This is a genomic window from Phenylobacterium sp., from assembly GCF_013911965.1.
GTDB lineage: Bacteria > Pseudomonadota > Alphaproteobacteria > Caulobacterales > Caulobacteraceae > Phenylobacterium.
In genome coordinates, this window is sequence record NZ_JACESE010000013.1 from 31,336 (window position 1) to 50,757 (window position 19,422).

Consider the following 19,422-nt stretch of genomic DNA (forward strand, 5'->3'; position numbering starts at 1 on the left):
CCAGAAGGTCCATCCCATGAGCAAGCCCCTGACCGTCACCATTCCCCACAGCCTGGGACCGGCCGAGGCCCGCCGGCGCCTGGACGAGGGGTTCGCCAGGATGGCCGCCCAGTTCGGCCAGAACGCGAAGCTCGCCAAGGACTGGAACGGCGACCGCATGGGCTTCTCGGTCAGCGCGCTCGGCCAGACCATCATCGGACACCTCGACGTCCTGGCCGACTCCGTCCGGCTGGAGGTGGCGCTGCCGGGCGTCCTTGGCCTGATGGCGGGCAAGATCCGCGGCAAGGTCGAGACCCAGGGCCGCCTGCTGCTGGAGAAGAAGTAGGCCCGAGGGCGCGCCGCCTTCTCCGTCACGCCCGCCCTCATGGCGGGCATCCCCGTCCGGAGCGGGCGCAAGCTGCGCGAGGGAGCCCCGGCGCAAGGCCGGGCATGGCGATCGGGGAGAGCCTCAGCCCGTCCGGTTCGCCTTCTCGTCCAAGCCGGACACGCCTTCGCGCGCGGCGAGCTTTTCGGCCACGGCCTGCAGCGGCACGCCCGCCGCGGCCATGACCACCAGCCAGTGATAGAGCAGGTCGGCGCTCTCGGCGGCCAGCGCCTCGGCGTCCCCCTGGACGGCGGCGATCACGGTCTCCACCGCCTCCTCGCCCAGCTTCTTGGCCGCCCGCTCGGGCTCGGCCAGCAGCCTGGCGGTGTAGGAGGCCGAGGGGTCGCCGCCCTTGCGGCTTTCGATCACCGCCGACAGCCGGGCCAGCACCTGCGCCAGGTCGCTCATCGGAACGCCGCCTCGGCCTCGCGGCGCATCTCGGGGCCGGTCATGCGCGCCGGCAGCCCGGCCGCGGCCATGGCCTGCTTCACCTCGGCGATGGAGACCTCGCCGAAGTGGAAGATGGAGGCCGCCAGCACGGCGTCGGCCTTACCCTTCGTCGCCGCCTCGACCATGTGGGCCGCCGATCCGGCGCCGCCGGAGGCGATGACCGGCACGGTGACGGCCGAGGTCACCGCGCGCAGCAGGTCGATGTCGTAGCCCGTCTTGGCGCCGTCGCGGTCCATGGAGGTCAGCAGGATCTCCCCCGCCCCCTTGGCCACGGCGAGCGCGGCGTAGTCGACCACGTCCAGGCCCGTGTCCTTGCGCCCGCCATAGGTGAAGACGCGCCAGGCGCCGTCCTCGGTCCGCTTGGCGTCGATGGCCGTCACCACGGCCTGGGAGCCGAAGGCGTCGGCGCAGGCGGCGATGAGGTCGGGGTTCTCCACCGCCGCGGTGTTAACGCTGATCTTGTCGGCGCCGGCCAGCAGCAGGCGGCGCGCATCCTCCACCGTCCGGATGCCCCCGCCGACGCTGAGCGGCATGAAGCAGACGTCGGCCGTCCGCGCGATCACGTCCAGTATGGCGCCGCGGCCTTCGTGGCTGGCGGTGATGTCCAGGAACATCAGTTCGTCGGCGCCGGCGGCGTCATAGGCGCTGGCCTGCTCGACCGGGTCGCCGGCGTCGCGCAGGGACAGGAACTGCACGCCCTTGACCACGCGGCCGTCCTTGACGTCCAGGCAGGGGATGACGCGCAGGTTCAGCATCAGGCGGCGGCCTTGATGGCTTCGCCCGGCTGGATGGCGCCGGTGTAGAGCGCCCGGCCCAGAACCGCCCCGGCGATGGGGCGGCCCTTGCGGGCGCGCAGCTTCTCGATGTCGGCGACGCTGGCCAGGCCGCCGGCGGCGATCACCGGGATGTCCACGGCGTCGGCCATGGCGCCGAAGACGTCGACATTGAAGCCGGTCAGGGCGCCGTCGCGCTCGATGTCGGTGATGATCAGGGCGGCCACGCCGGCGTCCTCGAACCGCTTGGCCACGGTGACGGCGTCGAGGTCGGAGTCCTCGGTCCAGCCCTGGACGGCCACCTTGCCGCCGCGCACGTCGACGCTGACGGCGATCTGCTCGGGCCAGCGTCGGGCGGCCTCGACCACGATCTGCGGCTCGCGCACGGCCACCGTGCCCAGGATCACCCGGCTGACGCCCTTGTCGATCCACCGCTCCATGTCGGCGAGCGTCCGGATGCCGCCGCCGAGCTGGACCGGCACGGAGACCGCCTCGAGGATGGCCTCCACCGCGTCGGCGTTGACCGCCTTGCCCTCGACCGCGCCGTTCAGGTCGACCACGTGGATCCAGGGGAAGCCGGCGTTCGCCCACTGACGGGCCTGATCGGCCGGGGAGGTGTTGAAGACGGTGGCGGTGTCGAGCACGCCGTGCAGCACGCGCACGCACTGGCCGTCCTTCAGGTCGATGGCGGGGTAAAGAATCAAGGTCGCCACTCCAGAAAGCGCGCCAGAAGGGAAAGCCCGGCAGATTGTGACTTCTCCGGGTGGAATTGAACTCCCGCCACATTGCCGCGCGCCACGGCGGCGGCGAAGCGGCCCCCGTGGTCGGTCCAGGCGGCCACGTCGGCCGGATCGGCCGCATGGAAGGCGAAGGAGTGGGTGAAGTACATGGCCGCGCCGGGATCGAGCCCCAGGCCGCCGCCGGCCGGGCTCAGATCCTCCACGGCGTTCCAGCCCATGTGCGGGACCTTGCAGGTCGGGCTGGCCGGCGCCAGGCGGCGCACCTCGCCGCCGATCCAGTCGAGCCCCGGCGTCTCGCCGAACTCCAGTCCGCGCGTGGCCAGCAGCTGCATCCCGACGCAGACGCCGAGGAAGGGGACGCCGCGCTCCCGCACCGCCTCGGTCATGGCCTCGACCACGCCCTCGCGCGCCATCAGGGCGTCGCGGCAGGCGGCGAAGGCGCCGACGCCGGGCAGGACGATGCGGTCGGCCCTGGCCACCACTTCGGGATCGTTGGTCACGGCGATGCGCGCGCCGCCGGGGCTGGCGGCGGCGACCCGCTCCAGGGCGTTCTGGGCCGAACGGAGATTGCCCGACCCGTAGTCGATCAGGGCGACGGTCTGCATGGGCGGGTCCTAAAGCACGCCCTTGGTGGACGGGGCCTGGCCGCCGGTCTTCGGGTCGATCTCGACAGCCGTGCGCAGGGCGCGGGCGAGCGCCTTGAAGCCGCTTTCGGCGATGTGGTGGCTGTTGTCGCCGTAGAGCGTCTCCAGGTGCACGCAGGCGCCGCAGTTCATGGCGAAGGCGTGGTGGAACTCCTTGAAGAGCTCGGTGTCCATCTCGCCGATCTTTGGCGTGCGGAAGGCGACCTTCCAGATCAGATAGGGCCGGTTGGAGAGGTCGATGGCGCAGCGCGTCAGGGTCTCGTCCATGGGGATGTAGGCATGGCCGAACCGGCGGATGCCCTTGAACCCGTCCAGCGCCTTGTGGATCGCCTGGCCGAGGACGATGCCGGTGTCCTCCACCGTGTGGTGGGCGTCGATGTGCAGGTCGCCCTTGGTGCGCACCTTCAGGTCGATGCCGCCGTGGCGGGCGAAGGAGTCGAGCATGTGGTCGAAGAAGCCGACGCCCGTCTCGACGTCGGACACGCCGGTCCCGTCCAGATCCACACTGACCGTGATCTGGGTCTCCTTGGTGTTGCGGACCACCTCGGCCGTGCGCGCCATGGTCTCTAGAGTCCTTTCGAAGCGGCGAGGTCCTTGAGCGAGACCTGCGGCCGCGGGCCATAGTGCGAGATCACCTCGGCCGCCGCCAGGGCGCCGAGCTGGCCGCAGACGGGCAGCGAACGATCGCTCGCCAGTCCATATAGGAAGCCGGCGGCGTATTGATCCCCCGCGCCGGTGGTGTCGACCACCTTGTCGACCGCCGCGGCCCAGATTTCGTGCCAGGCCTCGCCCGAGACGATGACCGAACCCTTCTCGCTGCGGGTGACCGCGGCGATCTGGCTGCGGGCGGCGAGCGCCTTCACCGCGGCGTCGAAATCCTGCGTCTGGAAGAGGGCGGTGACCTCGGCCTCGTTGGCGAAGACGATGTCCACCTGGTCCTCGATGAACTCCATCAGCGCCCCGCGGTGGCGCTCCACCACGAAGGCGTCCGACAGGGTGAGCGCGATCTTCCGCCCGCTGGCCCGGGCCAGGCCCGCGGCCTTGGCGAAGGCGCGGCGCGCTTCGGACGGATCGAAGAGGTAGCCTTCCAGATAGACGACCTTCGAGGCCTCGATGACCGCCGGGTCGACGTCGTCGGGGGTCAGCTCGGTCGAGGCGCCCAGATAGGTGCACATGGTGCGCTGGCCGTCGGGCGTGACATTGATCAGGCAGCGGGCCGTCGCCGGCCCGGCCCCCAGGGGCGGCACGTCGAAGCGGACGCCCGTGGCGCGCATGTCGTGGGCGAAGACCTCGCCCAGCTGGTCCTTGGCCACCTTGCCCAGATAGGCCGCGCGGCCGCCGAAGCTGGCGATCCCGGCCACCGTGTTGCCGGCCGAGCCCCCCGAGGTCTCCACGCCCGCAGCCATGCGGCCGTAGAGGTCGACCCCGCGCGCCTCGTCGATCAGCATCATCGAGCCCTTCACGAGGCCCTCGGCCTCCAGGAAGGCGTCGCTGGCCGGCGCGATCACATCGACGATGGCGTTGCCGATGGCGGCGACGTCGTAAAGCTCGGTCATTCCGGGGGTTTTCCCTCTCTCGGCTGGGGTCGGGCGCCGATTACAGGGAAAGCCCGGCCGGGGCAATGTGAAGTCGGTGCGCGCCCGGGCCAAAGAGGCGCCCGCCCAGGCCTTGCGCGGGGGCCCGCGATGGGGCCCCATCGCGCCGATGGACCTCCACCACTTCAGCGACGACCCGCAGATTTCGGTCTTCGAGCCCCGTCCGGTGCGCACGCCCTCCGAGCGCGGGCCGGGACGCGACTGGCTGAACGGGCCGCTGGTGTGGGCCATCGACGGCGATCACCAGGCCATGTACCTCTTTCCCCGCGACTGCCCGCGCATCCTCGTCTGGCCGACGGCGAAGACGAGCGCCGCCGACCGGGAGCGCTGGTTCGGCGACAGCCCGGCGCGGATCATCGCCTATGTGGAATGGGACTGGTTCGAGCGGCTGAGGACCACCGCCATCCACCGCTACGACCTGCCGCCGGACTCCTTCGAAAGCCTCGACGACGCCGGCATGTGGATCTCCCGCGCCGCCGTCCGGCCGACGGCGGTCGACACCCTCTCCGACCTGCCCGCCGCCCTGCGCGCCCAGGGCGTGGAGCTGCGCCTGACCGAGCGGCTGACCCATCTGCGCGGCCTGTGGTCCACCACCCTGCATGCGAGCGGCCTGCGCCTGCGAAACGCCCAAGACTGGAGCTGAGCCCTCGATGAAGATGCGTCTGGCCGCCGCGCTCTGCGCCGCCCTGCTCCCCCTGGCCGCCCAGGCCGCCGACTGGCGGACGCCCGACCCCGAGACGCTCCTGGTGATCGACACCTCCAGGGGCCGGATGGTGGTCGAGATGGCGCCGGAGGTCGCGCCCCAGGCGGTCGAGCGCGTGAAGCTCCTGGCGCGGGAAGGCGTCTATGATGGCCTGCTGTTCCACCGGGTGATCGAAGGCTTCGTCGCCCAGACGGGAAATCCGAACAATCGCGACGGCGGGACTTCCCGACACCCCGACCTGCCCCCGGAGTTCACCTTCCGCCTGACGCCGGCGCTGAAGGACGAGGTGGTCTTCGTCACGGAGGCCAGCGACGCGCGCAGCGGCTTCCTGCGGGCCCTGCCCGTCGCGGCGGTCTCGGCCGGCGAGGAGGCCCGCGCCCGCAACGGCCGCGTTCTGGCCTGGGGCGCCTACTGCCCGGGCGTCTTCGGCATGGGCCGGCAGGCCGATCCCGGTACGGCCAACAGCGAGATCTTCGTCATGCTCGACGCCGCCCGGCGGCTGGACCGCGACTACACGCCCTTCGGCCGGCTCGTGCAGGGGATGGAGGTGGCCCGCGCCCTCGCCGTGGGCGAGCCGCCGCAGGCGCCCGACAGCATGGTCCGGGTCCGGCTCGCCGCCGACCTCCCCGAGGCCGAGCGTCCCAAGCTGGAGATCGCAGACCCTGCGGGCGAGGTGTTCCAGGCCAGGCTCGCCGCCCTCCGCGCCGAGAAGGGCGCCGACTTCACCGTCTGCGACCTGGAGATCCCGGTGCGCTGAGCGCCGGGGGCGGAGGCCGCCGGCTCAGCCGCCCCCAGCGGCCTGCGCCTCGGGCTCCGGCGGCCCGGCGCGCGCCGGCGGCGCAGCGCGTTCCCGCAAGGGCATGACCGGGATCATCAGCATCAGCACGAAGCCGATGATCAGCACCGCCAGGCTGAAGACGATGCCGTGGACCACGGCGGTGGAGAAGCTCTGGCGCACGACGTGGTCGACCGCCCGGGCCTGCGGATCGCTGAGCCGCGCCTCGGCGGCCGCCGGATCGGCGTCGCGCTCCATGGCCATGCGCTGAAGGTCCGAGAGTTCCAGCCGCTCGACCTGAACGCCGGGCGTCGCCGCCGAGAGGCGGTCGAGCTCGGCGGTGAGGCCCGAGGTCAGCAGGGCGCCGAACAGGGCCACGCCCATGGTCGAGCCGATCTGGCGGACGAACTGGCCCGAACTGGTGGCCACGCCCAGCTGGTGCATGGGCACGGCGTTCTGCACCGCCAGGCTGAAGAGGCTCTGCCCCGGCCCCAGCCCGATCCCCACCAGAAGCAGCCGCCAGGCGAGGTCCAGCGTGCCGGTGTCGGGGCCGATGAAGCAGAGGGTGAAAACGCCGACGATCAGGATCGCGCCGCCGCCGATCATGAAGGGCTTGTAGCGGCCGGTCCGCGTGACGAGCTGTCCGTTGATGGTGGAGGAGGCGATCAGCCCGACCATCAGGGCCAGCATGGTCAGGCCGCTGCGGGTCGCCGGCACCCCCTGCCCCACCTGCATGTAGAGGGGCAGGAAGGAGGTCACGCCCATGAAGGCCATGGAATAGACAAAGGCCGCGCCATTGGCGGTGTTGAAGGTCCTGTTCCTGAAGAGCTCCAGCGGAAGGATCGGATCCCAGACGGCCCGCTCGACGAAGACGAAGGCCGTCAGGGTGGCGGCCGACAGGGCCAGCAGGCCGAGGATCACGCCGGAGGTCCAGGCGTAGTCGCGGCCGCCCCAGGTGATGGCCAGGAGGAGCGCGGTGAAGCCCACCACGATGAGCGCCGCCCCCGCATAGTCGATGCGCCCTTCGCCCCGCCGGGGCAGCTCCGGCATCTTCAGGGTGATCATGGCCACGGCGGCCAGGGCGAAGGGCACGTTGACGTAGAACACCCAGCGCCAGCCCTCGATCACGTGTCCGGCGAAGCTGACCGTCCCATGGTCGGTGAAGAAGCCGCCGATGACGGGGCCGAAGACGCTGCCCACCCCGAAGACCGCGCCGAAGAGGCCTGAGAACTGCGCCCGTTCCCGTGGGGCGTAGAGATCGGCGATGATGGCGAAGGCGGTCGTGAAGAGCGCGCCGCCGCCGATCCCCTGCACGGCGCGGAAGGCGATCAGCTGGGTCATGCCGCCGCCGAGCAGAGGCAGGTCGCCGAACTCTCCCGAGAGGCCCGCCAGCCACGAGCCGACCAGGAAGACGCCGATGCCCACGAGCAGGATCGCCTTGCGGCCGAAGATGTCCCCGAGCTTGCCCCAGATCGGCACCATGACGGTGGAGGCCAGCAGGTAGGAGGTCGTGGCCCAGGCGTAGAGCTGCAGGCCGGAAAGGTCCGCAACGATCCGCGGCATGGCCGTGGCCACCACCGTCTGGCTCATGGCGCTGAGCAGGAAGACGATCAGGACGGAAATCAGGGTGAGGCGGCGGTCGGCCTCCTCGACATGCGGCTCTTGCAAAACGGCGTTTCCCGGCAGGGCCCGAGGGTCCCGCCAAACCTGGAGTTCTGAAATGTCTTTGGCCCCGCCGCCGGGCCGCGCGGGCGGCCCGGCGGCGGGGATGAATGACCAGACGTTATCAGAACTTACACGCCGCGCACGTCTTCATCCGTGGCCGCCGCCGCCGGTTTTCCGCGTCGCGCGCCGGGCGGCCATGTTGAGGCCCTCCACCAGGCCCGAGAAGGCCATGGCCGCATAGATGTAGCCCTTGGGCACGTGGAAGCCAAAGCCGTCGGCGATCAGGGTGGCGCCGATCATCAGCAGGAAGCCCAGGGCCAGCATGACCACCGTCGGGTTGTCGTGGATGAATTCGGCCAGCGGGTCGGCGGCCACCAGCATGACGGTCACGGCGATGACCACCGCCACGACCATGATCGGAAGGTGATCGGTCATGCCCACCGCCGTCAGGATCGAGTCGATCGAGAAGACGAGGTCGAGCAGCAGGATCTGGACGATGGCGGAGGTGAAGTTGGCCGCCACGGCGCCCTTGGCGTCCAGCACGCCGTGGGTGGTGTTCACATCCACCTTCTCGTGGATCTCGGTCGTGGCCTTCCAGACCAGGAAGAGGCCGCCGGCGATCAGGATCAGGTCGCGCCAGGAGAAGTTGAGCTCGAACATCGGGTGTCCGCTCACCGGGTCCGGCGGACCCTGGAAGGGCAGGCTGAACACCGGCTGGGTCAGGCCGACCAGGAAGGCGAGGGTCGAGAGCAGGGCCAGGCGCATGATCAGGGCCAGCGAGATGCCGATCTTGCGGGCCTTGCTGCGCTGCTCCTCCGGCAGCTTGTTCGAGAGGATCGAGATGAAGACGAGGTTGTCGATGCCGAGCACGACCTCCATCACCACCAGGGCGATCAGGGCCGCCCAGGCGGCGGGGTCGGCGAGCAGGGCCAGTATGCTGTCCATCGGGCGAGGTCCTCCAGGGTGTGGCCAGGCTTTCTAGCTGATCCGCTTACCGCGGCCAGCCGCCATTTCCTCCGGCGATAACCCGCTGGTGAGGCTTGGGATGCAAGCTTGTCCCGAGCGCCACCAGACCGGACACGCCATGACGGACGCCCAGCACATCCGCCCGCTCACCTCCTTGCGGTTCTTCGCCGCCTTCTGGGTGGTGCTGTTCCACTACTGGCCGGCCCTGTCGGCCGCCGCGGCCCCCATGGTCGTGGGCAAGGGCTATCTGGGGGTGGAGCTGTTCTTCATCCTGTCGGGATTCATCCTCTGCCACGTCTACCGGACCGAGGTGGAGGAGGGGCGCTTCGCCTATGGCGGCTTCCTCTGGGCGCGGCTGGCGCGGGTCTATCCGCTGCACCTGGCGACCCTGGTCGGCATGGGGGTCCTGGCCGCCGCGGCCGGCGCGGCGGGCTTCGCCGTGGACGCCAACATCCTCTCCTGGGAGTCGCTGCCGGCCAACCTGCTCCTGATGCAGGCCTGGGGCCTGGCGCCCGTCGCCGGCTGGAACCACCCCTCCTGGTCGATCTCGGCGGAGTGGTTCGCCTATCTCACCTTTCCGCTGTTCGCCTGGGCGGCCCTGGCGCTGAAATCGCGGCCGCTGACGGCGGTGGTCCTGGCGGCCGTCTTCATGGCGGCGCTCTACGAGCTATTCGCGGCCCTCGCCGGACATCCTCTGACCTTGGCCACCATCCGCTGGGGCGCCCTGCGCATCGTCCCCTGCTTCGCGCTCGGCTGCGCGCTGCACAGCCTCTGGCGCGCGCGGCCGGCCCGCAGCGTCCCGTGGGCGGTGGCCGGCGCCGCCTTTTCAGGCGCCGGCGCCTTCGGCCTCGCTTCGATCGGCGCCTCCGACACCCTGATCGTGCTGTCGCTTGGAGGACTGATCTTCTTCCTGGCGCGCGCGGCGCAGGCCGGATCGAACCTGATGAGCGCGGCCCCGCTGACCTATCTCGGCGAGATCAGCTATTCGATCTACATGATCTGCGTGCCGTGGAAGATCGTATTCGTCAACGGCGTCTCCAGTCTGCTCAAGCTTGAAGGCGACCAGCTGCCTTTGGCTGTCTGGTTGATCGGGGTGGCGGCCGTGGTTCCACTGGCCGCGGTCTCGTATCATCTCATCGAGAAGCCGGCGCGGGATCGAATGAAGCTGTGGGCGGGGCTGTGGAAAGGTCGGGCGCCGAAGGTCGCAGGCGCATAAACCGTCTTTTCATTGTCGCAATGGGAAACTATCCCTAACAGCAGTTCGCGCGTCGGGGAGTGCCCAGCATGGTGAAACGGACGAAGACCGTCCTCGGTTCCATTGCGGCCGCCGCTGTGGTGGTCCTGGCCCCTGCGGGCGGCGCTGTCGCCGACACCTACTGGCAGTGCGTTCCCTTCGCCCGGATGATCTCCGGCGTTCAGATCTTCGGCGACGCCTGGACCTGGTGGAAGCAGGCCGCCGGAAAATACGAGACCGGTTTCACGCCCAAGGCCGGCGCCGTGCTCTGCTTCAAGCCCACCGGCAAGATGAAGCTCGGCCACGTGGCCGTGGTCAGCCAGGTGCTGACCGACCGGGTGATCCAGATCACCCACGCCAACTGGTCGCGGATCAACGGCACGCGCGGCCAGATCGAACGCGACGTGACGGTGATCGACGTCTCGCCCGAAGGCGACTGGAGCGAGGTCAAGGTCTGGTACGATCCCATCGGCGACCTGGGCACCACGACCTATCCGACCCACGGCTTCATCTATCAGGACGCCACGGCGACGACGCTCGCCAAGTCCGGCCTCTCCACCGCCCAGAACACCGCCGTCAGCGTCGCTCAGAACGCCGCCAACCAGATGGTCGCCGCGGTCCGGCCGGGCTCCGGCCCCCTGCAGATGCTGGGCCAGGCTGCGGACGCCACCGACCGCATCGCCGCCCTCATCCAGGCCGCCGCCGGCCAGCCCGTCTCGGGCGGGGATCAGGCCGAGCAATAGGGCCTGGCGCGCGCCCTTTTCGGCGGCGGCGCAAACCCTTCCTTAAAATGGCCCGGGGCAGGGTTGCGGCTTGAGGACGCACCCAGCCATGACCGCCCCTGCCCCCGCCGAGTCGCATCTGCGCCCGGTCGCCGCGTCCAGCCTGCGCGAGGCGCTGGAGGCGCACGGCCGTTATGTCCAGCGGCTGGCGGGCGGCCGCCGTCTCAGCCTGGCGCGCGCCGATCTCTCCGACTGGAACCTCGAAGGCGCGGCCCTGGCCGAGGCCGAGCTGGCCGGGGCGCGGCTCGCCGGCGCCATCCTCGCCGGAGCCGATCTGTCGCGGGCCAACCTTTTCGGAGCCGACCTTCGGGACGCCGACCTGCGGGGGGCGATCCTGCGGCGGACCGATCTGCGCGGCGCCTGCCTGCGCGGGGCCAACCTGTCGGGCGCCGACCTGTCCGAGGCCGATCTGCGCGAGGGCCGCATCGCCATGCAGGACCGGCAGGACGGCTTCCGCATCCTCACCCCCGGCGACCGGCAGGGGAATGTGGAGTACGCCATCATCGCCGGCGCCGACCTGACCGGCGTGCTCACCGCCGTCGACGCCACCGACGCCAGCCTGACCGGGGCGGTGCTGGTGGGCGCGCGGCTCGCCGGCGCCAGGCTGGACGGGGCGGATCTTTCCGACGCCCGGATGGACGGCGCCGACCTGGAAGGCGCGTCCCTGCGGGGCGCCGTCGTCGCCGGCGCCAACCTGGCCGCCGCGGGCCTGAACCAGGTGGACCTGAGCGAGGTCCTGAAGGCGCCGCCGCCCATCTTCTACGTGGACGACGCGCCGCTCTACGAGCTGGTGGATGATCACGAGGCCTTCTGCGACAGCGAGGGCGCCAAGGGCGCGCCCGCCCGGCTGCCGGAGGTGGACTTCCGCTCGGTGCGGCGGCTCGCGCGCCGGCGCCTGTCGGGCCTGGTGGCCCCGGGCTCGATCTTCTTCGGCCTGGACCTGTCCGGCGCCCAGCTCCAGGGCGCCGACCTCTCGGGCTGCGACCTGCGCAAGGCCGACCTGCGCGGCGCCGACCTGCGCGGCGCCCGGCTGACCGGCGCCCAGTTGATCCGCGCCGACCTGCGTGAGGCGAGGCTCGGGCCGCTGCAGATCGGCGAGGGCCGGCTGCTGCGCACCGACCTCAACCGCGCCATCCTGCGCTATGCCGACCTGTCGGGCGCCCAGGCCCAGCGCGCCCGCTTCCTGGAGGCCGACCTTTCCGGGGCGAACCTCACGGGCGCCGACCTGCGCGGCGCGGAGATCGTGGTCTAGGCGCGAGCGGAGAGAGGCTCCCCTCGAGGGGAGCCGCCGCGATGCGACCGAAAGGCCCGCAGCCGCGCGGGCGCCTCACATGGCGTTGCGCAGAGGTTGCAGGTCGGGGAAGTCGGGGTCGCGCTTCTCGGCCTTGGCCTTGAAGGCCTCGCCCATGTGCGGCCCGGCGAACATGCCGGTCTGCCAGACGGCGATGTAGTCGAGCCCGTCGCGGATGGAGTGATCGCGGGCGTAGTTGATCATCACCTTGGACCCCGTCACCGCCAGCGGCGCCTTGGAGGCGATCTCGCGCGCCGTGGCCATCACATGGTCCAGCATGGCCTCCTGGGTGTCGAAGACCTCGTTGACCAGACCGATCTCCTTGGCCTTCTGCGCCGGCAGGCGGCGGCCGGTATAGGCGAGCTCGCGCACCCAGCCCTCTGGGATCAGCTTGCACAGGCGCGGGAAGGTGCCGACGTCGGCGGTCATGCCGATATTGATCTCCTGCACGCAGAAGAAGGCGTCGGCCGTGGCGTAGCGGATGTCGCAGGCGCTGGTCATGTCGACGGCCCCGCCGATGCAGCCGCCCTGGATGGCCGCCAGCACCGGCATGCGCGCCTCGTCCAGGCAGGAGAAGCAGTCCTGCAGCCAGCGCACGTGGTGGCGCTGGCTCTCGGCGGCGATGAAGCGGTCGCTTCCGCCGGCGTCCTGCGCCGAGGAGCCGCCGCCGCCGAAGACGGCCAGGTCCATGCCGGCGGAGAAGTGCTTGCCGGTCGAGGAGATGACGATGCAGCGGGCGCGCGCATTGTCGTTCAGGTCGCGCACGATCACCGGCAGCTCGTTCCAGAAGTCCCGGATCATGCTGTTGAACGCTTCGGGCCGCTTCAGCCGGATATGGGCCACCTGGTCCGCGATGCTGACGTCGAAGCAGGTCCAGGGCCCCTCGGCCACTGTGGCGGGGGCGGCGTGGGTCTCGGCGGCGCTCATGGCGGGTCCTCCAAACATCTGTTCGGCCCATCATCGACGCTGACGCCGGGGAATGCCAAGCGCTCTCAGAGATCCTTGACCGGGAGGTCCAGGGCCTCGCAGACGCGTTCGGCCACGATCGCCCGGTGGCAGTCGCAGGCCGCGGCCTCGTAGCAGAGCAGCGCGATCTTGCGTCCGCGGGCCAGCTCCGTCGCGCGGGCGAGCTGCACCTGGGCTTCCGGTTCGGCTAGATGAGCCTCGAAGATCTCGCGCATCTCCGCCGTCCGCCCGGCGCGTGCGGCCTCGCGGCCCGCCTTGGGCGTGCCCAGCCCGCGCAGATGCTCGTAGCCGATGCCCTCGGCCTCCAGGCTCGCAGCCAGGATGGTCTTGGAGAAGCCGGGCCGGCGGCTGGCGGCGACGGCGCGCACATCGACCACCGTCTCCACGCCGGCGGCCTTCAGCTGCGCGATCATCTCGCCTTGCGTCTTGGCCTCGTATCCGATGGTGGCGACGGCTGCGGGCATGGGGCGATCCTTCTTGGGTGAGGGGCGGACTTGGCTATATGGATGCCACACGGCGGGGAGGCGAACAGACATGGACGGACAGACGGGCGGATCGGTCATCAGCGCGCCGCGGTCGCGCCGCTTCCCCCTGCCGAGCCGCGGGGGCGAGATCGCCGCCCTGGAGTTCGGTCCCCAGGACCGGCCGCTGGACGTCCTCTTCTGCCACGCCAACGGGTTCAACGCGCAGACCTATCGCAGCATCCTTTCGCCGCTCGAGGGCCTTCGGATTCTGGCCATCGACCTGCGCGGCCATGGCGCCACGACCCTGCCGACCCCGATCGAGGATCGCGACGGCTGGAAGATCTATCGCGACGACATCCTGGCCCTGCTGCCCTTCGTGGCCGAGGCGCCGGTGGTGATGGCCGGCCATTCCATGGGCGGGGCGTCGAGCCTGCTGACGGCGGCCGCGGCGCCGGAGAAGGTGCGCAGCCTCGTCCTCTTCGATCCGGTCCTGATGCCGGGCGCCACGCCGGCGGCGGAGCCGTCCGCCGTGGCCCAGTCGCCGATGGTTCAGGGGGCGCTTCGGCGGCGGGCGACCTTCGCCGACAAGGAAGCGGCGCTGGAGGCTTATCGCGGCCGCGGCGCCTTCAGGACCTGGAGCGAGGCCCAGCTCGCCGACTATGTGGAGGCGGGTTTCGTCCCGACCGACGACGGCCAGGTGACCCTGGCCTGCGCGCCGGCCTGGGAGGCCTCCAACTTCGCCTCCTATGACCGCGACATCTATCCGGCCCTGGTCGCCGAGCCGTGCCCCATCCGCATCCTGCGGGCGGAGACCGGCTCCACCTGCCGTATCGAGGATCGCATCCCGCAACTCACCGCCAGCGGCCGCATCCGGGTGGAGACGGTGGCCGGCGCCAGCCACTTCCTGCCCATGGAGCGGCCCGACCTGGTGCGTCAGGCGCTGTGGGCGGCGGCCCAGGTCTAGCGCAGGATCAGGCGGCCGGCGGCGCGCCGCGGCGCCAGTCGACGGCGAGTTCGTTTTCGCGGAAGGCGAAGCGCTGCAGGTGGCTGGCCACCACGCCTTCCAGGCGGGCGAGCGCCTCCTCGCCCTCGGTCTCGACCACCAGCAGCAGGGCCTCAGGCCGGGCGCGCAGCTTGGCCTCGCCCATTTCGAAGCGGATGCGGCCCTCGTGGTCGTCGAACCGCGTCTCAACCTTGTGGCCGAAGTGTTTGCAGAGCTGGATCATGTAGCGGCGGGCGTGCTCGGTGGGCACGGTGGCGCTGGATTTCACCATGGCTGCGGCTCCTGTCTTCAGAGGTTCTCGATCCGGCTCGCGGCCTCGTCCAGGATGGCGGCGATCTGCTCGGCCTGGGCCTGGTCGGACCCGCGCGAGAGGCGCAGCTTGAGCGCCGTCTTCACGTTCTCCATGGCGCGGCGGACCTTGTGGCGGCCCGCGTCGTCGGCGCCCACGGTGTCGAGGCGCGCGAAGATGGCGTCCACCGAGCCCTGCTGCCGGGCCAGGGCCTGGCGGCCTTCGTCGGTGATCTCATAGGCCTTGCGCCCCGCGGCGGCCTCGGTGGCCCGCACATAGCCTTCGTCCTCGAGCAGGGCGAGCGTCGGATAGACCGCGCCCGGGCTCGGACGATAGGCGCCGCCGGTGCGCTCCTCGAGCGCCCGGATCAGTTCGTAGCCGTGGGCCGGCGTCTCGCCGATCAGGGCCAGCAACACGAACCGCAGGTCGCCATGCTCCAGGAAACGGCCGATCCGCGGACCGCGTCCGTGACGCCCCCGCCCCTCGCCCGGCCCGCCCATGCCAGGCCCCGAAAAGCCGTGGCGGCTGCGCCGCGGATGATCCCAGCCAAAGTGTCGATGCATGTCTTACGTTCCTATTTCGATGTATCTTATTCTAGATATATCGAAGCTGTTTCGAATTGCAAGGGAGGGCTATGGGCGCCGGCGCGGCCCAAACCCCCTCTGTCGCCTTCGGCGACAGCTCCCCCTGGCAGGGGGAGCATCTTCGCGCTGAGATCGCGACACCCGCTGGGCAGATCCTCCCCCTTCTTCAGGGGGAGGTGGCCCGGAGGGCCGGAGGGGGTCTGCGGCCTCTCAACCCCCACGAAGGTCACTCCCAGGCTTGGCGAGGTCGGTGGGGTCGAGGCGCCCCTCAGGCCAGCTGCGTCTGGTCCAGCACTTCGGACATGATCTCGGCCAGCAGGCGGCCTTCGGGGGCGCGGCTGGAGCCGGCGCGCCAGGCGACGACGATTTCGCGGCTGGGGTGTTCGGCCGCCAGGGGCCGGATGGTGACGGCGGCCTGGTCGGTCAGACCCGCCTCCACCGCCATGGCCGGCAGGAAGGAGACGCCGAGGCCCGAGCCGACCATCTGCACCAGCGTCGGCAGGGAGGTGGCGGCGAAGGGCCCGTCATCGCCGCTCGCCCGCGGCGGCTTGAGCCCGCAGGCGGCGAGCGCGTGCTCGCGCAGGCAGTGGCCGTCCTCCAGCAGGATCATCTCCTCGCCTTCCAGGGCCTCCGGCGTCGTCGCCGCCTGGCGGGTGAGCGGATGGTTGGCCGGCAGGGCGGCGACCAGCTCGTCCTCGGCCACGTGCGCCGTCTCCAGGCCCGCGGTGTCGTAGGGCAGGGCGATCAGGGCCGCATCGAGCTGGCCGGCCTTCAGCGCCGTGATCAGCCGTCCGGTGAGGTCTTCGCGCAGGAACAGCCGCAGGTCCGGATAGCGCAGCCGCAGGAGCGGCAGGACGCGCGGGAGGAGGAAGGGGGCCACCGTGGGAATGACGCCCAGCCGGAAACGGCCGGTGAGCGGCTGGCCGGCGCGCTTGGCCTCCTGAACCATCTCGTCGGCCTCGTTGAGGATGGTCTCGGCCCGCCGCAGGGCCGCCTCGCCCACGCCGGTCAGGATGACGCCGGTGCGGGCCCGGTCCACCACCGGCGCGCCCAGCGTGCGCTCCAGTTCCTGGATGCCGGCCGAGAGCGTCGGCTGGGTGACGTGGGCCGCCTCGGCGGCGCGCCCGAAGGCCCCGTGCTCGGCGAGCAGTTTCAGATACTGGAGTTGGCGGATGGTCGGCAGCATGGAACCAACATAGGTCACATCTATCCAAAATCCAAAAACAATCGATTGGATTCATGTCGGGCCGCGCGGCATCTTCCGCCCAAGGCCGCCGGTCATCCCGGACGGCGGCCCCGGGAACCCCTCGCGCCTGGCGCGCGAGCCGGGGCGGCGCCTCTCTCCCCCAAGCGCAGCGCCGTCCCGGGTTTCCGGACCTGTCTTCCGTCGGCCTTTCGGTTCCAGGCGGCTTGATCGGACGGCGGGACACCGACGCCGCCCCCACCCGCCGGGGGCGGCGTCTTCCGTTCAGGCGGCCCTCGACAGCGCCTTCACCGGCGGCAGCGGCCGCTCGGCTTCGAAATAGTCCGCCCAGGCCTTGGTCCTGGACAGCAGGGCCGGCGTGGTCCGCAGGGTGTAGCGCAGCGGCTCGAGCCCGGACTTCACCTGGCTCCAGGTGAGCGGCATGGACACGCCCGCACCATCGCGGGCTCGCGGCGACAGGGGCGCGACCGCCGTGGCCATGCGCGAGTTGCGCAGATAGTCCACGAAGATCTTCCCGTTCCGCTTGGCCTTGGTCATGACCGCCACATAGCGGTCGGGGCTGTCGGCGGCCATCTGCAGGGCCACTTCATGGGCGAAGGCCTTGGCCTTGTCCCAGTCGAGGCCCCGCGTCCTGGCGAGCGGCGTGACCACGTGCAGCCCCTTGCCGCCGGTGGTCTTGCAGAAGGCCTCCAGGCCCACCGCCTCCAGGCGCGCCTTCACCTCCTTGGCCGCCGTGACGACGTCGTCGAAGGTCAGGCCCGGCCCCGGATCGAGGTCGAAGACCAGGCGGCCGGGGACGTCGGGTTCGCCCTCGCGGCAGTTCCACGGGTGCAGCTCGATGGCGCCCATCTGGGCGAGCGCCGCCAGCGCCTCCACACGGTCCACCTGCAGGTAGGGCTGCCGGTCGCCCCGCACCTCGACCTGTTCGATCAGGTTGGACGTCCCCTTGCCGGCGTGGCGCTGGAAAAAGGTCTGTCCGCCGATGCCGTCCGGCGCCCGGATGATGGAGCAGGGGCGGCCGCGGATGTGGTCGATCATCCAGTCGCCCACGGCCTCGAAGTACCGGGCCAGGTCGAGCTTGGTGAGCGGCTCGTCCTTGTCGGCCGAGCGGGGCCAGAGCGCCTTGTCGGGGCTGGAGATCACCACCCCCATGACGGTGGAGGACGGGGAGGGCTTCGCCGCCCCGCCCCTGGCCCTGGCCTTGCCCTTGCCGGGTTTCGGGTCGGCCAGCTCGACCTCGTCCGCCGGCGCCTCGGCCTCCACCTCCTCCGCGGGCTTGTCGGCGCGCAGCCCCTTGAAAGCCGCCTGCCGCACATTGCCGGCCCCGGTCCAGCCGGCGAACTCGATCTCGGCCACCAGTTCGGGCCTGGCCCAGTTGATGTCGCCGCTCTTCTTCGGAGCGCCGGGACCGGAGAAGGGGCTCTCGCCCGCCGCCCGCGCCTCCAGTTCGGGCAGCACCTTGTCCACGGTCGCCCGGCCGAAGCCCGTGCCCACGCGGCCCACATAGACCAGGTGATCGCCCCGATGGACGCCGACCAGCAGGCTGCGAAGCTGGCCCTTGGCGCCGGTCCAGCCGCCGATCACCACCTCGTGGCCCGCCCGGCACTTGGACTTCACCCAGTCCTGACCCCGGCCCGAGCGGTAGGGGGCGTCCAGCCGCTTGGAGATCACGCCCTCCAGGGAGAGGCGGCAGGCCGACTGCAGGACGGCCTCGCCGGCGGTTTCGAAGTGCTCCACATAGCGGATCTGGCCTCCCAGCCCCTCGCCGGCGCCCTCCACCGCCCGGGCGAGCCGCGCCTTGCGATCGCGCAAGGACAGGCTGCGCAGGTCCTCGCCGGCCAGGAAGAGGGCGTCGAAGACGAAGAAGATCAGGTTCTCGCTCCGGCCCTCCGACAGGGCCGCCTGCAGGGCCGGGAAGTCGGGCGCGCCGTTGTCGTCCAGGGCCACCGCCTCGCCGTCATAGAGGCCCTCGGGCAGGCCGCGGGCGCGGTCGGCGATGGCCTGGAACTTCTCGGTCCAGTCCAGGCCCTTGCGGGTCTTCAGCGTCGCCTGGCCGTCCTTGACCCGAAGCTGGAGGCGATAGCCGTCGAACTTGATCTCGTGCGCCCAGCCCTTGCCCTTGGGCGGCGCATCCACGCTCTTGCAGAGCTGCGGCTCGACGAAGCCCGGTACGCCCGACGCCTTCGCCGGCGCCTGGGCGGAGGCGGCCTTCGGGGCGGCCTTCGACGCCGCCGACCTGGCGGCGGAGTCCTTCGGCTTGGAGTTCCACACGTCGTCGGCCGGCGCGGCCTTGGCCTTGCCGCGCATGAAGGGCTTGGGGCGCTCGCCCTTGCCCGCGGCGATCTCCTCCATGCCGCGGCCGGAGGCGACGGAGGTGTCGGCCTCCGCCAGCAGGGTGTCGCCGCCCTCCACGGCGCCTTCGTCCCGGTGCTTGATCAGCAGCCAGTTCTCGCGCTTGCCGCCGGTGCGATCCTTCTTCATGCGGACCAGCACCCAGCCGCCGTGCAGCCGCTCGCCCTCCAGGACGAACTTCAGCTCGCCCTTCTTCAGCGCCTTGGCCGCGTCCACGCCCGGCTCCGGCGCCCAGTAGCCGCGGTCCCACAGCATGACCGAGCCGCCGCCATACTCGCCCTTGGGAATGGCGCCTTCGAAGTCGCCGTAGTCGAGGGGATGGTCCTCGGTCGCCACCGCCAGCCGCTTGTCGGCGGGATCGCGCGACGGGCCCTTGGTCACCGCCCAGGACTTGAAGACCCCGTCCAGCTCGAGCCGGAAGTCGTAGTGCAGGCGGGTCGCCGCATGTTTCTGGATGACGAAGCGCAGGCGCTCCGACGGCGCCACGGGCTCGCGTCCGGAGGGCTCGCTCGTCCGGTCGAAATCCCGCATCTCCCGATAGCGCGCGAGCTTCTTCGCCATGTGCGAACCTCCTGGCC

General features: G+C 71.0%; 21 protein-coding genes. 7 read left to right on the plus strand and 14 right to left on the minus strand.

Annotated features, from left to right (window positions below):
• Positions 1-16: 16 nt before the first annotated feature.
• A complete protein-coding gene (locus tag H2041_RS13690) occupies positions 17-325 on the plus strand; it encodes a polyhydroxyalkanoic acid system family protein (RefSeq protein WP_293413495.1) in 309 nt (102 codons plus the stop codon).
• A 123-nt stretch (positions 326-448) separates the two neighbouring features.
• Here H2041_RS13690 and H2041_RS13695 read toward each other — a convergent pair whose 3' ends face one another.
• Genes H2041_RS13695 through H2041_RS13720 form a run of 6 tightly spaced genes read right to left on the minus strand, consistent with a single transcriptional unit; the run spans position 449 to position 4,527 of the window.
• Positions 449-772, minus strand: coding sequence for a phosphoribosyl-ATP diphosphatase (locus H2041_RS13695; protein WP_293413497.1), 324 nt, complete (start codon positions 770-772; stop codon positions 449-451).
• Positions 769-1,569, minus strand: coding sequence for an imidazole glycerol phosphate synthase subunit HisF (hisF, locus tag H2041_RS13700; RefSeq protein ID WP_293413499.1), 801 nt, complete (start codon positions 1,567-1,569; stop codon positions 769-771). The genes H2041_RS13695 and hisF overlap by 4 nt, the downstream gene beginning before the upstream one ends.
• Entirely contained in the window at positions 1,569-2,291 is a 723-nt protein-coding gene (gene hisA, locus H2041_RS13705) for a 1-(5-phosphoribosyl)-5-[(5-phosphoribosylamino)methylideneamino]imidazole-4-carboxamide isomerase (protein ID WP_293413501.1), read from the minus strand. The genes hisF and hisA overlap by 1 nt, the downstream gene beginning before the upstream one ends.
• Positions 2,288-2,932 carry an imidazole glycerol phosphate synthase subunit HisH gene (gene hisH, locus H2041_RS13710; protein ID WP_293413503.1) on the minus strand — a complete coding sequence of 215 codons (645 nt, stop codon included), beginning with the start codon at positions 2,930-2,932 and terminating at the stop codon, positions 2,288-2,290. Before hisH ends, hisA begins: the two co-directional genes overlap by 4 nt.
• Before the next feature lie 9 nt (positions 2,933-2,941).
• Positions 2,942-3,532, minus strand: a complete 591-nt coding sequence (gene hisB / locus H2041_RS13715) for an imidazoleglycerol-phosphate dehydratase HisB (RefSeq protein WP_293413505.1) — start codon at positions 3,530-3,532, stop codon at positions 2,942-2,944.
• Positions 3,533-3,537: 5 nt separating this feature from the next.
• Positions 3,538-4,527, minus strand: coding sequence for an adenosine kinase (locus H2041_RS13720; protein WP_293413507.1), 990 nt, complete (start codon positions 4,525-4,527; stop codon positions 3,538-3,540).
• Between the two features lie 148 nt (positions 4,528-4,675).
• On the opposite strand from H2041_RS13720, the gene H2041_RS13725 reads away from it, so the two are divergent.
• Positions 4,676-5,209: a DUF6886 family protein gene (locus tag H2041_RS13725; RefSeq protein WP_293413508.1), complete on the plus strand. Its 534-nt coding sequence runs from the start codon at positions 4,676-4,678 to the stop codon at positions 5,207-5,209.
• A gap of 7 nt (positions 5,210-5,216) precedes the next feature.
• On the plus strand, positions 5,217-6,026 hold the full coding sequence (locus tag H2041_RS13730) for a peptidylprolyl isomerase (RefSeq protein WP_293413510.1): 810 nt from the start codon (positions 5,217-5,219) through the stop codon (positions 6,024-6,026).
• A gap of 24 nt (positions 6,027-6,050) precedes the next feature.
• Here H2041_RS13730 and H2041_RS13735 read toward each other — a convergent pair whose 3' ends face one another.
• Positions 6,051-7,712 carry an MDR family MFS transporter gene (locus H2041_RS13735; RefSeq protein WP_293413512.1) on the minus strand — a complete coding sequence of 554 codons (1,662 nt, stop codon included), beginning with the start codon at positions 7,710-7,712 and terminating at the stop codon, positions 6,051-6,053.
• A gap of 144 nt (positions 7,713-7,856) precedes the next feature.
• The gene (locus H2041_RS13740) at positions 7,857-8,654 is read right to left on the minus strand and encodes a TerC family protein (protein WP_293413514.1); all 798 of its coding nucleotides are present in this window, start codon (positions 8,652-8,654) and stop codon (positions 7,857-7,859) included.
• A gap of 139 nt (positions 8,655-8,793) precedes the next feature.
• Here H2041_RS13740 and H2041_RS13745 point away from each other — a divergent pair, with 139 nt between their 5' ends.
• From H2041_RS13745 to H2041_RS13755, 3 genes are all read left to right on the plus strand, one after another.
• Positions 8,794-9,891, plus strand: coding sequence for an acyltransferase (locus H2041_RS13745; RefSeq protein ID WP_293413665.1), 1,098 nt, complete (start codon positions 8,794-8,796; stop codon positions 9,889-9,891).
• Between the two features lie 68 nt (positions 9,892-9,959).
• The gene (locus H2041_RS13750) at positions 9,960-10,652 is read left to right on the plus strand and encodes a CHAP domain-containing protein (protein WP_293413516.1); all 693 of its coding nucleotides are present in this window, start codon (positions 9,960-9,962) and stop codon (positions 10,650-10,652) included.
• 88 nt (positions 10,653-10,740) lie between these two features.
• The gene (locus H2041_RS13755; protein ID WP_293413517.1) at positions 10,741-11,943 is read left to right on the plus strand and encodes a pentapeptide repeat-containing protein; all 1,203 of its coding nucleotides are present in this window, start codon (positions 10,741-10,743) and stop codon (positions 11,941-11,943) included.
• Between the two features lie 75 nt (positions 11,944-12,018).
• Here H2041_RS13755 and H2041_RS13760 read toward each other — a convergent pair whose 3' ends face one another.
• Positions 12,019-12,909 (minus strand): crotonase/enoyl-CoA hydratase family protein, encoded by an 891-nt coding sequence (locus tag H2041_RS13760; protein ID WP_293413518.1) that lies wholly within the window; start codon positions 12,907-12,909, stop codon positions 12,019-12,021.
• 65 nt (positions 12,910-12,974) lie between these two features.
• Positions 12,975-13,412, minus strand: coding sequence for a DUF488 family protein (locus H2041_RS13765; protein ID WP_293413519.1), 438 nt, complete (start codon positions 13,410-13,412; stop codon positions 12,975-12,977).
• 70 nt (positions 13,413-13,482) lie between these two features.
• Here H2041_RS13765 and H2041_RS13770 point away from each other — a divergent pair, with 70 nt between their 5' ends.
• Complete coding sequence (locus H2041_RS13770) at positions 13,483-14,376, plus strand: alpha/beta hydrolase (RefSeq protein ID WP_293413521.1); 894 nt, start codon at positions 13,483-13,485, stop codon at positions 14,374-14,376.
• A 7-nt stretch (positions 14,377-14,383) separates the two neighbouring features.
• Here H2041_RS13770 and H2041_RS13775 read toward each other — a convergent pair whose 3' ends face one another.
• The 4 genes from H2041_RS13775 to ligD form a co-directional block, all read right to left on the minus strand.
• Positions 14,384-14,686, minus strand: a complete 303-nt coding sequence (locus H2041_RS13775) for a DUF2218 domain-containing protein (protein ID WP_293413523.1) — start codon at positions 14,684-14,686, stop codon at positions 14,384-14,386.
• 17 nt (positions 14,687-14,703) lie between these two features.
• Complete coding sequence (locus H2041_RS13780) at positions 14,704-15,267, minus strand: PadR family transcriptional regulator (protein ID WP_293413525.1); 564 nt, start codon at positions 15,265-15,267, stop codon at positions 14,704-14,706.
• Between the two features lie 289 nt (positions 15,268-15,556).
• Positions 15,557-16,474, minus strand: coding sequence for a hydrogen peroxide-inducible genes activator (locus H2041_RS13785; protein WP_293413667.1), 918 nt, complete (start codon positions 16,472-16,474; stop codon positions 15,557-15,559).
• Positions 16,475-16,756: 282 nt separating this feature from the next.
• Positions 16,757-19,405 (minus strand): DNA ligase D, encoded by a 2,649-nt coding sequence (gene ligD, locus H2041_RS13790; protein WP_293413527.1) that lies wholly within the window; start codon positions 19,403-19,405, stop codon positions 16,757-16,759.
• Positions 19,406-19,422 lie beyond the last annotated feature (17 nt).

Coding starts and splice junctions, on each gene's coding strand:
- H2041_RS13690 (WP_293413495.1), top strand. CDS start 17: ATGAGCAAGCCCCTGACCGTCACCATTCCCCACAGCCTGGGACCGGCC.
- H2041_RS13695 (WP_293413497.1), bottom strand. CDS start 772: ATGAGCGACCTGGCGCAGGTGCTGGCCCGGCTGTCGGCGGTGATCGAA.
- hisF (WP_293413499.1), bottom strand. CDS start 1,569: ATGCTGAACCTGCGCGTCATCCCCTGCCTGGACGTCAAGGACGGCCGC.
- hisH (WP_293413503.1), bottom strand. CDS start 2,932: ATGCAGACCGTCGCCCTGATCGACTACGGGTCGGGCAATCTCCGTTCG.
- hisB (WP_293413505.1), bottom strand. CDS start 3,532: ATGGCGCGCACGGCCGAGGTGGTCCGCAACACCAAGGAGACCCAGATC.
- H2041_RS13720 (WP_293413507.1), bottom strand. CDS start 4,527: ATGACCGAGCTTTACGACGTCGCCGCCATCGGCAACGCCATCGTCGAT.
- H2041_RS13725 (WP_293413508.1), top strand. CDS start 4,676: ATGGACCTCCACCACTTCAGCGACGACCCGCAGATTTCGGTCTTCGAG.
- H2041_RS13730 (WP_293413510.1), top strand. CDS start 5,217: ATGAAGATGCGTCTGGCCGCCGCGCTCTGCGCCGCCCTGCTCCCCCTG.
- H2041_RS13740 (WP_293413514.1), bottom strand. CDS start 8,654: ATGGACAGCATACTGGCCCTGCTCGCCGACCCCGCCGCCTGGGCGGCC.
- H2041_RS13745 (WP_293413665.1), top strand. CDS start 8,794: ATGACGGACGCCCAGCACATCCGCCCGCTCACCTCCTTGCGGTTCTTC.
- H2041_RS13750 (WP_293413516.1), top strand. CDS start 9,960: ATGGTGAAACGGACGAAGACCGTCCTCGGTTCCATTGCGGCCGCCGCT.
- H2041_RS13755 (WP_293413517.1), top strand. CDS start 10,741: ATGACCGCCCCTGCCCCCGCCGAGTCGCATCTGCGCCCGGTCGCCGCG.
- H2041_RS13760 (WP_293413518.1), bottom strand. CDS start 12,909: ATGAGCGCCGCCGAGACCCACGCCGCCCCCGCCACAGTGGCCGAGGGG.
- H2041_RS13765 (WP_293413519.1), bottom strand. CDS start 13,412: ATGCCCGCAGCCGTCGCCACCATCGGATACGAGGCCAAGACGCAAGGC.
- H2041_RS13770 (WP_293413521.1), top strand. CDS start 13,483: ATGGACGGACAGACGGGCGGATCGGTCATCAGCGCGCCGCGGTCGCGC.
- H2041_RS13775 (WP_293413523.1), bottom strand. CDS start 14,686: ATGGTGAAATCCAGCGCCACCGTGCCCACCGAGCACGCCCGCCGCTAC.
- H2041_RS13780 (WP_293413525.1), bottom strand. CDS start 15,267: ATGCATCGACACTTTGGCTGGGATCATCCGCGGCGCAGCCGCCACGGC.
- H2041_RS13785 (WP_293413667.1), bottom strand. CDS start 16,474: ATGCTGCCGACCATCCGCCAACTCCAGTATCTGAAACTGCTCGCCGAG.
- ligD (WP_293413527.1), bottom strand. CDS start 19,405: ATGGCGAAGAAGCTCGCGCGCTATCGGGAGATGCGGGATTTCGACCGG.